Origin of the sequence: Pseudomonas sp. B3(2017) (assembly GCF_002113595.1) — a bacterium.
Lineage (GTDB): Bacteria > Pseudomonadota > Gammaproteobacteria > Pseudomonadales > Pseudomonadaceae > Aquipseudomonas > Aquipseudomonas ekonensis.
Window position 1 is genome coordinate 201,545 of sequence record NZ_NEIU01000007.1, and the last position, 12,603, is coordinate 214,147.

The 12,603-nt window shown below is 61.0% G+C and carries 12 protein-coding genes; 6 read left to right on the plus strand and 6 right to left on the minus strand.

The features are described from left to right. From yidD to rpmH, 3 genes are read right to left on the minus strand one after another with little or no spacing between them, the layout of a single operon-like run. Window positions 1-246, minus strand: a complete 246-nt coding sequence (gene yidD / locus CAG33_RS12920; protein WP_085579274.1) for a membrane protein insertion efficiency factor YidD — start codon at window positions 244-246, stop codon at window positions 1-3. Beyond that, window positions 239-640 carry a ribonuclease P protein component gene (gene rnpA / locus CAG33_RS12925; protein ID WP_170929990.1) on the minus strand — a complete coding sequence of 134 codons (402 nt, stop codon included), beginning with the start codon at window positions 638-640 and terminating at the stop codon, window positions 239-241. The genes yidD and rnpA overlap by 8 nt, the downstream gene beginning before the upstream one ends. A 16-nt stretch (window positions 641-656) precedes the next feature. Continuing rightward, on the minus strand, window positions 657-791 hold the full coding sequence (rpmH, locus tag CAG33_RS12930; protein WP_013793569.1) for a 50S ribosomal protein L34: 135 nt from the start codon (window positions 789-791) through the stop codon (window positions 657-659). A 565-nt stretch (window positions 792-1,356) separates the two neighbouring features. On the opposite strand from rpmH, the gene dnaA reads away from it, so the two are divergent. The 5 genes from dnaA (at window position 1,357) to dinD (ending at window position 8,622) form a co-directional block, all read left to right on the plus strand. After that, window positions 1,357-2,880 (plus strand): chromosomal replication initiator protein DnaA, encoded by a 1,524-nt coding sequence (gene dnaA / locus CAG33_RS12935; protein WP_085579278.1) that lies wholly within the window; start codon window positions 1,357-1,359, stop codon window positions 2,878-2,880. A 39-nt stretch (window positions 2,881-2,919) separates the two neighbouring features. Next, entirely contained in the window at window positions 2,920-4,023 is a 1,104-nt protein-coding gene (gene dnaN, locus CAG33_RS12940) for a DNA polymerase III subunit beta (RefSeq protein WP_085579280.1), read from the plus strand. 14 nt (window positions 4,024-4,037) lie between these two features. Continuing rightward, a complete protein-coding gene (recF, locus tag CAG33_RS12945; RefSeq protein WP_085579282.1) occupies window positions 4,038-5,141 on the plus strand; it encodes a DNA replication/repair protein RecF in 1,104 nt (367 codons plus the stop codon). A 5-nt stretch (window positions 5,142-5,146) separates the two neighbouring features. Further along, window positions 5,147-7,564 (plus strand): DNA topoisomerase (ATP-hydrolyzing) subunit B, encoded by a 2,418-nt coding sequence (gene gyrB / locus CAG33_RS12950; RefSeq protein WP_085579284.1) that lies wholly within the window; start codon window positions 5,147-5,149, stop codon window positions 7,562-7,564. Window positions 7,565-7,785: 221 nt separating this feature from the next. After that, on the plus strand, window positions 7,786-8,622 hold the full coding sequence (dinD, locus tag CAG33_RS12955; RefSeq protein WP_085579286.1) for a DNA damage-inducible protein D: 837 nt from the start codon (window positions 7,786-7,788) through the stop codon (window positions 8,620-8,622). Between the two features lie 22 nt (window positions 8,623-8,644). Here dinD and CAG33_RS12960 read toward each other — a convergent pair whose 3' ends face one another. Continuing rightward, window positions 8,645-9,355 (minus strand): response regulator transcription factor, encoded by a 711-nt coding sequence (locus tag CAG33_RS12960; protein ID WP_085638708.1) that lies wholly within the window; start codon window positions 9,353-9,355, stop codon window positions 8,645-8,647. 153 nt (window positions 9,356-9,508) lie between these two features. Here CAG33_RS12960 and CAG33_RS12965 point away from each other — a divergent pair, with 153 nt between their 5' ends. Next, window positions 9,509-11,050 carry a HAMP domain-containing sensor histidine kinase gene (locus tag CAG33_RS12965; RefSeq protein ID WP_085579290.1) on the plus strand — a complete coding sequence of 514 codons (1,542 nt, stop codon included), beginning with the start codon at window positions 9,509-9,511 and terminating at the stop codon, window positions 11,048-11,050. Window positions 11,051-11,207: 157 nt separating this feature from the next. Here the strand turns inward: CAG33_RS12965 and CAG33_RS12970 are convergent, their stop codons facing one another. After that, window positions 11,208-11,978 (minus strand): 1-acyl-sn-glycerol-3-phosphate acyltransferase, encoded by a 771-nt coding sequence (locus CAG33_RS12970; RefSeq protein ID WP_085579292.1) that lies wholly within the window; start codon window positions 11,976-11,978, stop codon window positions 11,208-11,210. Window positions 11,979-12,060: 82 nt separating this feature from the next. Further along, window positions 12,061-12,600 carry a D-glycero-beta-D-manno-heptose 1,7-bisphosphate 7-phosphatase gene (gene gmhB / locus CAG33_RS12975; protein ID WP_170929991.1) on the minus strand — a complete coding sequence of 180 codons (540 nt, stop codon included), beginning with the start codon at window positions 12,598-12,600 and terminating at the stop codon, window positions 12,061-12,063. Between the last annotated feature and the right edge of the window lie 3 nt (window positions 12,601-12,603).

Below are 12,603 nucleotides of genomic sequence, written 5' to 3' on the forward strand. Positions count from 1 at the left end.
TTACTCGGCCATCGAAGAAGAACGGGAGGTAGGGACAGGTGGAACCGGGTCATAACCACCGGGATTCCACGGATGACAGCGACCTAAACGACGAAAGGTCAGCCAGCCACCGCGCAGAAGGCCATGATTTTCGATGGCTTCGTACGCGTAGCAAGAACAGCTGGGGTAAAAACGACAGTGACTGGCCATCAGCGGACTAATGGCATAGCGATAGAACCGGATCGGAACGAGCGCCAGTTTACGCATCTGGACTGTCAGCCCCCACAGTTTCGGTTTTGGCTGGAGATGCCGGCTTGTTGCGCGCCAGGCGTTTCCAGAGCTTGCCGAAATGTTGGATCAATTCGGGGTTTTCAACATCGCCCAAACCTTTGCGCGCGACGATGACGATGTCCCAGCCGACCAGTGAATCCTGGTTCAGACGGAACGACTCGCGCATCAGGCGTTTGAGGCGATTGCGCTCGACGGAGAGCTTTACGCTCTTTTTCCCGATGACCAGCCCGAGGCGGGGGTGATCGAGATCGTTGTTGCGCGCAAGGAGCAGGAGATTTTTCCCCGGAACCTTGCCGGTAGGGGAGTCAAAGACTGCCTTGAAGTGCCGGGGTGTAAGCAGACGCTTTTCCCGACTGAAGTCCTGACTCACCTCCAGTACCGGGATATCAAACGGTCAGACGCGCACGGCCTTTGGCGCGGCGACGCGACAGGACGGCACGACCGTTCTTGGTGGCCATGCGAGCACGGAAACCGTGGGTACGAGCGCGTTTGATAGTGCTTGGTTGGAAAGTACGTTTCATGTCGTGTTACCTGGTTCGTCCACAACGGCCGGAATGGCCCCTGTTTTAAGAGACCGGGGATTCTAGAGAAAGCAAGTCCTCAGGTCAATTTCCAACCAACGTTTCCTTATGGACAGATCGTCCTCGGCCTTCTGGCTTGAGAACCCGCTGGCAAACATAAAAATAAAGAAGCGAAGAATTTAAAGCTTTTCTGTAAAGCTTGTTAAAGCTAGTGTGGCCTTCCTTTGTGGATAACTACGCCGAGGCCTTATTCCGTCTGATGTACAGAGAATGACAACTACGCTGGAAAACCGTGGTCAGCCTGTGCCGCGAGGCCGGAAAACCTGTGTATGCAATGGATGGTTATCCACAGGCCGGTTATCCACGCGCTTTTGCCCCCAGTTGTCCAGTGCCCTCATCGGCGGTTATCCACAGAGCTCCCTGGAACACCGTCGGTCACCTTTTTCCCGGTTAACGCATTGATAATTCGCCTCCATCGGGTCACCTGCGTGTGGATAAGTGGACGGCTGGCCGCTACAATGGCCGCTTGTTTTTGCCTTACCGGCTTTCAACTTAGGGGATCTCCGTGTCAGTGGAACTTTGGCAGCAGTGCGTGGAGCTTTTGCGCGAAGAGCTGCCTGCCCAGCAATTCAACACTTGGATCCGTCCACTGCAGGTCGAAGCCGAAGGCGACGAGTTGCGCGTCTATGCGCCCAACCGTTTTGTTCTGGACTGGGTCAACGAAAAGTACCTGGGACGCGTCCTCGAGCTGCTGGATGAGCACGGCAACGGCATGGCGCCGGCGCTTTCCTTATTAATAGGCAGCAAACGCAGCTCGGCCCCCCGCGCCGCGCCGAACGCCCCGTTGGCGGCCGCAGCGGCACAGGCCCAGGTGAATGCGGCGCCTGCCGCGCCCGCACCGGCCCCGGTGGCAGCGCCGGCCAAGCGTGCTGCGCAGAAGGCCGAAGCCGAAGAAGTCATCGAGGAGCCGTCGCGCGACAGTTTCGATCCGATGGCCGGCGCCGCTTCCCAGCAGGCCCCGGTGCGCACCGAACAGCGCACCGTGCAGGTCGAGGGCGCCCTCAAGCACACCAGCTACCTGAACCGCACCTTCACCTTCGAGAACTTCGTCGAAGGCAAGTCCAACCAGCTCGCCCGTGCGGCGGCCTGGCAGGTGGCGGACAACCCCAAGCACGGTTACAACCCGCTGTTCCTGTACGGCGGCGTCGGCCTGGGTAAGACCCACTTGATGCACGCGGTGGGCAACCACCTGTTGAAGAAGAACCCGAACGCCAAGGTCGTGTACCTGCATTCCGAGCGTTTCGTGGCCGACATGGTCAAGGCGCTGCAACTGAACGCGATCAACGAGTTCAAGCGGTTCTACCGCTCGGTGGACGCCCTGCTCATCGACGACATCCAGTTCTTCGCCCGCAAGGAACGCTCCCAGGAGGAATTTTTCCACACCTTCAACGCCTTGCTTGAAGGTGGCCAGCAGGTGATCCTCACCAGCGACCGCTATCCGAAGGAGATCGAAGGCCTCGAAGAGCGCCTGAAGTCCCGTTTCGGCTGGGGCCTGACCGTGGCGGTCGAGCCTCCGGAACTGGAGACCCGCGTCGCGATCCTGATGAAGAAGGCCGACCAGGCCAAGGTCGAGCTGCCCCACGATGCGGCGTTCTTCATCGCCCAGCGCATCCGTTCCAACGTCCGTGAGCTCGAAGGCGCGCTCAAGCGCGTGATCGCCCACTCGCACTTCATGGGCCGCGAGATCACCATCGAGCTGATCCGCGAATCCCTCAAGGATCTGTTGGCGCTGCAGGACAAGCTGGTCTCTGTGGATAACATTCAGCGCACCGTCGCCGAGTACTACAAGATCAAGATCTCCGATCTGCTGTCCAAGCGCCGTTCGCGCTCGGTGGCGCGCCCGCGTCAGGTCGCCATGGCGTTGTCCAAGGAACTGACCAACCACAGCCTGCCGGAAATCGGCGATGTGTTCGGCGGCCGCGACCACACCACCGTTCTGCACGCCTGCCGCAAGATCAACGAACTTAAGGAATCCGACGCGGACATCCGCGAGGACTACAAGAACCTGCTGCGTACACTGACCACTTGATGAACGCCAGCGCAGCTTATTGAGGCAAGGGACTAGACCATGCATTTCACCATTCAACGCGAAGCCCTGTTGAAACCCCTGCAACTGGTCGCAGGTGTCGTCGAACGCCGACAGACCTTGCCGGTGCTGTCCAACGTGCTGCTGGTCGTCGACGGCCAGCAGCTGTCGCTGACCGGCACGGACCTTGAAGTCGAGCTGGTCGGCCGCGTGCAGCTCGAAGAGCCTGCGGAAACCGGCTCCATCACCGTGCCTGCGCGCAAGCTGATGGACATCTGCAAGAGCCTGCCGAACGACGCGCTGATCGACATCAAGGTCGACGAGCAGAAACTGGTGGTGAAGGCCGGCCGCAGCCGCTTCACCCTGTCGACCCTGCCGGCCAACGATTTCCCGACCGTGGAAGAAGGCCCGGGCTCGCTGACCACCAGCCTTGAGCAAAGCAAGCTGCGTCGCCTGATCGAGCGCACCAGCTTCGCCATGGCCCAGCAGGACGTGCGCTACTACCTCAACGGCATGCTGCTGGAAGTGTCCACCGGCGTGATCCGCGCCGTGGCCACCGACGGTCACCGCCTGGCGATGTGCTCGATGCAGGCCGACATCGGCCAGCAGGACCGCCACCAGGTGATCGTGCCGCGCAAAGGCATCCTGGAACTGGCGCGCCTGCTCACCGAGCCGGACGGCAACGTCAGCATCGTGCTGGGCCAGCACCACATCCGCGCGACCACCGGCGAATTCACCTTCACCTCGAAACTGGTGGACGGCAAGTTCCCGGACTACGAGCGCGTCCTGCCCAAGGGTGGCGACAAGCTGGTGCTGGGCGACCGCCAGGCCCTGCGTGAGGCGTTCAGCCGTACCGCGATCCTGTCCAACGAGAAGTACCGCGGTATCCGTCTGCAACTGGCCAGCGGCCAGCTGAAGATCCAGGCCAACAACCCGGAGCAGGAAGAGGCGGAAGAAGAAGTGGGCGTGGAATACAACGGCAGCTCGCTGGAGATCGGCTTCAACGTCAGCTATCTGCTGGACGTGCTGGGCGTGATGACCACCGAGCAGGTTCGCCTGATCCTGTCCGACTCCAACAGCAGTGCGCTGGTGCAGGAATCCGACAACGACGATTCGGCTTACGTTGTCATGCCGATGCGTCTGTAATCAGCGCCAACTAGATGTCGCTCAGTCGCGTCTCGGTCACCGCGGTGCGCAATCTGCACCCGGTGACCTTCTCCCCCTCTCCCCGCATCAACATCCTTTACGGCGCCAACGGCAGCGGCAAAACCAGTGTCCTGGAAGCCATTCACCTGCTGGGGCTTGCCCGTTCGTTTCGCAGCACGCGGCTGTTGCCGGTCATTCAGCACGAACAGCTCAGCTGCACCGTGTTCGGCCAGGTCGAGCTGGCCGAAGGCGGACACAGCGCGCTGGGGATATCCCGCGACCGCCAGGGTGAGTTCCAGATCCGCATCGACGGGCAGAACGCCCGCAGCGCTGCGCAACTGGCGGAAATCCTGCCGCTGCAGTTGATCAACCCGGACAGTTTTCGCCTTCTGGAAGGCGCGCCGAAGATCCGCCGGCAGTTTCTGGACTGGGGCGTGTTCCACGTCGAACCGCGGTTCATGGCCACTTGGCAGCGTTTGCAGAAGGCCTTGCGCCAGAGAAACTCCTGGCTGCGGCATGGTACACTTGACGCCGTTTCGCAAGCGGTTTGGGACAGGGAACTGTGCCAGGCCAGCGCTGAAATCGATGAATACCGCCGCGCTTACATCAAAGCCTTGAAACCGGTCTTTGAACAGACCTTGAGCGAACTGGTTGAGCTCGAGGGTTTGACGCTCAGCTATTACCGGGGCTGGGACAAGGACCGGGAACTGAGCGCCGTGCTTGCCGGCTCCCTGCAACGGGACCAGCAGATGGGCCATACCCAGGCCGGGCCGCAACGCGCTGACCTGCGCCTTCGATTGGGTGCGCACAACGCCGCGGACATCTTGTCCCGGGGGCAGCAGAAGCTGGTGGTCTGCGCCTTGCGGATCGCCCAGGGGCACCTGGTGAGCCAGGCCCGTCGCGGGCAGTGTATTTATCTGGTGGATGACTTGCCGTCCGAGCTGGACGAGCAGCACCGCCGTGCGCTGTGCCGCTTGCTGGAAGACTTACGCTGCCAGGTCTTTATCACCTGTGTAGACCACGAATTTTTGAGGGAAGGCTGGCAGACGGAAACGCCAGTCGCTCTGTTCCACGTGGAACAGGGCCGTATCACCCAGACCCACGACCATCGGGAGTGAAGGCATTGAGCGAAGAAAATACGTACGACTCATCGAGCATTAAAGTGCTGAAAGGCCTGGATGCCGTGCGCAAACGTCCCGGTATGTACATTGGTGACACCGACGATGGCAGCGGTCTGCACCACATGGTGTTCGAGGTGGTCGACAACTCGATCGACGAAGCCCTCGCCGGCCATTGCGACGACATCGCCGTCATCATCCACCCGGATGAATCCATCACCGTGCGCGACAACGGTCGCGGCATCCCGGTGGATGTGCACAAGGAGGAAGGCGTTTCCGCCGCCGAGGTCATCATGACCGTCCTCCACGCCGGCGGTAAGTTCGACGACAACTCCTACAAGGTCTCCGGCGGCCTGCACGGTGTAGGTGTGTCGGTGGTGAACGCCCTGTCCGAAGAGCTGGTGCTGACCGTTCGCCGCAGCGGCAAGATCTGGGAGCAGACCTACGTGCACGGCGTGCCTCAGGCGCCGATGGCGATCGTGGGCGACAGCGAAACCACCGGTACCCAGATCCACTTCAAGGCTTCCAAGGAAACCTTCAAGAACATCCACTTCAGCTGGGACATCCTGGCCAAGCGCATTCGCGAACTGTCGTTCCTCAACTCCGGCGTCGGCATCGTCCTCAAGGACGAGCGCAGCGGCAAAGAGGAGCTGTTCAAGTACGAAGGCGGCCTGCGCGCATTCGTTGAATACCTGAACACCAACAAGACCGCGGTCAACCAGGTGTTCCACTTCAACATTCAGCGTGAGGACGGCATCGGCGTCGAAATCGCCCTGCAGTGGAACGACAGCTTCAACGAAAACCTTCTGTGCTTCACCAACAATATTCCGCAGCGCGACGGCGGCACCCACCTGGTGGGCTTCCGTTCCGCGCTGACCCGTAACCTGAACAACTACATCGAGCAGGAAGGCCTGGCCAAGAAGCACAAGGTCGCCACCACCGGTGACGACGCCCGTGAAGGCCTGACCGCAATCATCTCGGTGAAGGTGCCGGATCCGAAGTTCAGTTCCCAGACCAAGGACAAGCTGGTCTCTTCCGAAGTGAAGACCGCGGTCGAACAGGAAATGGGCAAGTACTTCTCCGACTTCCTGCTGGAGAACCCGAACGAAGCCAAGCTGGTCGTCGGCAAGATGCTCGACGCGGCCCGTGCCCGTGAAGCGGCGCGCAAGGCCCGTGAGATGACCCGCCGCAAAGGCGCGCTGGACATCGCCGGCCTGCCGGGCAAATTGGCCGACTGCCAGGAAAAGGATCCTGCGCTGTCCGAACTGTACCTCGTGGAAGGTGACTCCGCGGGCGGCTCTGCCAAGCAGGGGCGCAACCGCAAGACCCAGGCCATCCTGCCGCTCAAGGGCAAGATCCTGAACGTCGAGAAGGCCCGCTTCGACAAGATGATCTCGTCCCAGGAAGTGGGCACGCTGATCACCGCGCTTGGCTGCGGCATCGGCCGCGAAGAGTACAACATCGAAAAGCTGCGTTATCACAACATCATCATCATGACCGATGCTGACGTCGACGGTTCGCACATCCGCACCCTGCTGCTGACCTTCTTCTTCCGTCAGTTGCCTGAGCTGATCGAGCGCGGCTACATCTACATCGCCCAGCCGCCGCTGTACAAGGTCAAGAAGGGCAAGCAGGAGCAGTACATCAAGGACGACGACGCCATGGAAGAGTACATGACGCAGTCGGCCCTGGAAGACGCCAGCCTGCACCTGGACGAAGACGCCCCGGGCATTTCCGGCGAAGCGCTGGAGCGCCTGGTGAACGACTTCCGCATGGTGATGAAGACCCTCAAGCGCCTGTCGCGCCTGTACCCGCAGGAGCTGACCGAGCACTTCATCTACCTGCCGGCGGTGAGCCTGGAGATGCTGGGCAACCACGCCGCCATGCAGGAATGGCTGGCCAAGTACGAAGTGCGCCTGCGCACCGTCGAGAAGTCCGGCCTGGTCTACAAGGCCAGCCTGCGCGAAGACCGCGAGCGTGGCGTGTGGCTGCCGGAGGTCGAGCAGATCTCCCACGGCCTGTCGAACTACGTCACCTTCAACCGCGACTTCTTCGGCAGCAACGACTACAAGACCGTCGTTTCCCTCGGCGCCCAGCTGAGCACCCTGCTGGACGAGGGCGCGTACATCCAGCGCGGCGAACGCAAGAAGCCGGTCACCGAGTTCAAGGAAGCCCTGGACTGGCTGATGGCCGAAAGCACCAAGCGCCACACCATCCAGCGATACAAAGGTCTGGGTGAGATGAACCCGGATCAGCTGTGGGAAACCACCATGGACCCGACCGTGCGCCGCATGCTGAAAGTGACCATCGAAGATGCCATCGCCGCGGACCAGATCTTCAACACCCTGATGGGTGATGCGGTCGAGCCTCGTCGTGACTTCATCGAGAGCAATGCCCTGTCGGTGGCGAACCTGGATTTCTGATCTAGACGCGGTCTACGGCCAACAAATGAACAGCCCGGTGAGTCTTGGATTCACCGGGCTGTTCACATTTTGAATCAGTACAGGTTCCTCTGGAAACCGTATGTCCCCGCCCGACAATGTGTGCAGTTGTTAATACGCCATTGATCAGTCGATGTATCAGTGCGAGTCTCACGTGAGTTTTGAGCTGAGTCTGTTCCGGCTCTCCATGGGAGGATTGACCTTTGAGTGAGCAACACCAGTCTTTTGAGGAGATCAGGCATCTATCCGATGAGGATGGGGAATACTGGTCTGCACGAGAGCTTGCTCCCCTCTTGGAGTACCGGGAGTGGCGGAACTTCGAAAACGTCATCGGCAAAGCGGTACAGGCTTGCGAGCTCAGTCATCATCCAGTCGGCAACCATTTTGTTGAAACCACCAAAATGGTTTCTTTAGGGTCAGGGGCTCAGCGGGAGCTGAAGGATTTTCACCTTTCTCGCTATGCCTGCTATCTGACTGTCCAGAATGGCGATCCTGCGAAATCTGTCATCGCGGCGGGACAGACCTATTTCGCGGTTCAGACAAGACGCCAAGAACTCTCAGACGATGCCTCCTTTCAGGCGTTGAGGGATGATCAGAAGCGTTTGCTGCTGCGTAACGAGTTACGAGAACACAACAAGCAATTAGTTGAAGCTGCGCAGCAGGCTGGGGTCGAATCGGGTCTCGATTTCGCTGTCTTCCAGAATCATGGTTATCAGGGGCTTTATGGCGGCCTCGATCAAAGGGCCATTCATCAGCGGAAAGGTTTGAAAAAAAGTCAGAGAATACTGGATCACATGGGGTCGACCGAACTGGCCGCCAATCTGTTCCGTGCCACCCAGGCTGAGGAAAAGCTGCGTCGCGATAAGGTGCAAGGTAAGCAGCAGGCCAATCAGGTGCATCTGGAGGTTGGCAGAAAGGTACGGGAAACCATCGCTGACTTGGGTGGAACCATGCCTGAGGAACTTCCCGTACCGAAAAAGAGCATCCAACAAATCGAAGCAGCCGCGAAAAAGCTCCGTGGCAACTCCTCCGAAGAGTGAATGCTCACGGGTGCACTGGTGACTAAGTCCCCACACTCTCCAACCGATACCCATACCCATAGATCGTCAACAACTGCCAACCCCGGTCCGCCGTCAGCCCCAGCTTGTTGCGCAGGCGATAGATGTGGGTGTCCAGCGGTCGCGAAGACGACATTTCCTCATGGGGCCAGAATCGTTCGTACAGGTAGTCCCGGGACAGCGGCCGGCCGAGGTTGCTGAACAGGCAGCGGGCCAGGCGGTATTCGCGTTCGGTCATGGCGATCGGTTTGCCGTCGCGGGTGACGGTCAGTTCGCCGTCGTCGAACACCAGATCGTTGAAGTGCAGCACTTCGCCGGCGGCCGGGCGTTGTTGGGCGTGGCGGCGCAGCACGGCCGACACCCGCGCTTTCAGTTCATTGGGACGGAACGGCTTGCTGACGTAGTCGTCGGCCCCGGCGTTGAGCGCCTGGACGATGTCGTTTTCGCCGTCGCGGCTGGTGAGCATTATGGCGGCCGGCGGCGCTTCCATGTGCTCGCGGGTCCAGCGCAGCAATGACAGGCCGGTGAGGTCCGGCAGTTGCCAGTCGAGGATCAGCAGGTCGAAGGTTTCCCGGCGCAGTTGCCGCAGCAGCTCTTCGCCCCTCTCGAAGCTGTGCAGCGACCAGGGCTGTTCGCCGTTCTCGGCCATTTGCTGCAGGGTCTGCTCGACCCGGCGCAGTTCGGCCGGTTCGTCGTCCAGTATCGCAACGCGCATACGCGATCATTCCTTTTCGTTGGGCGGTGGGTCGGGACTGCAAAAGTCGGCGGCCCGGTGTTCCGGCGTCCGCTATGATTCCTTGAAATCATTCAGACACGCCCTCAGACCTTTGGCCGATGAAACCATTCAACCCGCCCTGCCCCGTTCCCCATGAATAACCCGCGCCGGCATGAAAGTCGGGTGCCGAGCCAAGTGCAGAGGCTGTTTCGGCGACTGGTGCGTGAGTGGTTGTGGATAAGTCTAGTGCTATTGCCGCTGACTGCGCTGCTGTCGTGGCGTTCGCAAATCAACCTGGATGACCCCTCGCCCGTCATGGGCGCGCTGCTGTCGGTGGCGCTGGTGACGAGCGTGCTGGGCTTGCTGCTGTGGCGTCCGCGCCTGGCGCTGTGGCTGACCTTGATCGGCATGGCCTGCGCGCTGCTGGCCAGCGTCGGGCTGGCGGAACTGCGCCATTGGTGGTCGCCGACGCCGGCGGTGCTGGGCATGCTGTTCGGTTATCTGATCTGGAACTGGCGGCGCCTGAGCGTGGTGCTGACGTACTTCGGCTGGGAGCTGGCGCGACTGGACAGCGAACCGAAGGTGTTCCCTGAGCGCCGCCGCGCCCGGTTTCAGGGCGCCGACCGTCTGCAGGGGCAGATCATGGCGCTGGAACAGGCCATGAGCCGCACCCGCGATACCCGACGTTTCATTGCCGATGGCCTGGAATACCTGCCGGTGGCCACCCTGATCAGCGATCCTCATGGCCAGATTCTGCTGGGCAACCGCAATGCGCGGAACCTGTTCGGCAGCGACCTGGTGGGGGACGACGTGCTCGATCAACTGGCCCGCCTCGGCTACCCGGAGCTGGACCAAGTGCCACGCCCGCTGCTGTCTGCCCTGCCCCTGCTGGAGTTCCGCGACCGCAAGGAACGCAGCCTGCGGCTGGAACGGGCGGCGTTGCTGCCGGTGGACGGCGACATGCCGATCGGCTGGCTGTTGAGCCTGACCGACCTCAGCGCCGAGCGTGCGGCGGAAGAGCAGCGCAGCGTGCTGTTGCGGTTTCTCTCCCACGATCTGCGCGCCCCGCATTCGGCGATCCTCGCCCTGCTGGACGTGCACCGGCACCAGGCCGGCGCGGACTCGCCCTTGTTCGAGCAGATCGAGCGCCAGGTGCGGCGGGCGCTCGATCTCACCGATGGCTTCGTGCTGCTGGCCCGCGCCGAATCCCAGGCCTATCAGTTCCAGCCGAGCCTGTTCGCGATGCTGGTGCTGGACGTGCTGGATCAGGCCCTGCCCATCGCCCAGCAAAAGCGCATCGAATTGCTTCACGACATAGACGAGCCTGCCCAGGAGCGCTTGGTCATGGCCGATCAGGGCCTGCTGACCCGGGCCCTGTTCAACTTGCTGGAGAACGCGATCAAGTACAGCGATCCGGGAACGGCAGTGCGCCTGCGGATCCGTTGTCACGAAGACTGGTTGTGCATCGAACTGACGGATCAGGGCAAGGGCATCGCCGCCGGGGAACTGCCTGAACTGTTCAGCCAGTACCGGCGTTTTTCCTCTGCCCAGGGCATCGACGGCGTCGGGTTGGGTCTTTCGATGGTCAAGGCGGTGGTGGATCACCACGGCGGGCGGATCGAGTGCCTGAGCGTGGTCGGTCAAGGCACTACGTTCCGTCTGGAGCTGCCGCTGTTGGCGGAAGAGCACGCATAAAAAAACCGGCTATATCAGCCGGTTCCTTTGCGCCCGGAAAAACTTATGCACCATTTCCGGGGTTTTATGAGCTTGGGAAATATATAAGTAAATCAACCAGTTAAAACTTGAATCCGCCACTTTTCAACGAACTCGTACACAGGTTATCCACAAAATCTCAGACCGTGGCCTCACCATTGGCGACAGGCGCCGGCGGCAGCGAGCCCATATCCCGTTGGGCCTGCTCGTTCCAGGCCTGGACCCGGTCGTTCAGCTCGGCGATGGCCCGAGGTCCTGCGCCTTCGGCGTACATCGGCTGACCGATGACCACGGTGATGACGCCCTGTTTCTTGCCCCAGCCGGTCTTGGGCCAGAACTTGCCGGCGTTGTGGGCGACCGGCAGCACCGGCAGCGACGCGTTCACCGCCAGGGCAGAACCGCCCCGCGAGAACTTGCCCATGGTGCCGTAGGGAACGCGGGTGCCTTCAGGGAAGATCAGCACCCACACGTTGTCCTTGAGCAGCTCGTCGCCCTTGGCCGCCACATGCTTGAGCGCGGCTTTCGGGTTGTCGCGGTCGATGGCGATGGGGCGCAGCATGGCCATCGCCCAGCCGAAGAACGGCACGTACAGCAGTTCGCGCTTGAGCACCTGGCTCAAGGGCTGGAAATAGGCGGAGAGAAAGAACGTCTCCCAGGTGCTCTGGTGGTTCGACTGAATCACGCAGGGCCGGTCAGGCACGTTTTCCGCGCCTTTGACTTCGTAGCGGATGCCGAGGAATACCTTGCTCAGCCACAAGGCGCAGCGGCACCAGTACACGTTGATGAAGCGATAGCGCGCCTTGAACGGCAGAAAGGGCGCGATGAAAAAGCTCAGGCTGCACCACAGCAGGGAACTGGTGCCCAGCAGCAGGTAAAAGAGAGCAATTCTGATGGCCTGCAGTATCGACATGGCGACGTTTACCGTTACGGGCGATGCCCGACTGTTCAAGCGCACTCCCGATCAATCCTTGGTCAGGAACGTCAGAAGCACTCTAGTTGTGGATAAGTTCTGCGGCAATCGCCGCCAGATCGTCAAAAATCAAGGTGCCGACCGGCAAGTTTTTGGCTTGGGTCTTTTCGCCCTTTCCGGTCTTCACCAGAACAGGCTGTGAATCGACGGCTTTGGCGGCCTCCAGGTCACCAAGGCTGTCGCCCACGAACCACACGCCGGCCAGGGGCACGCCGTAATGCTGCGCAACGGCCTTGAGCATGCCGGGTTTGGGTTTGCGGCAATCGCAGCCCTCGTCCGGCCCGTGCGGGCAATGCACGATCAGCCCGACTTCGCCGCCCTGCTCGGCCACGAGCGCGCGCAGGCGCGCGTGCATGGCCTCCAGGGTGGCGAGGTCGTAGTAGCCGCGGGCAATGCCCGACTGGTTGGTGGCCACCGCCACCGTCCAGCCGGCCTTGCTCAACTGCGCGATCGCTTCGATCGAGCCGGGCAACGGAATCCACTCCTCCACCGACTTGATGTAAGCGTCGGAGTCGTAATTGATCACTCCGTCCCGATCGAGAATCAGCAGTTTCAACGGCAACCC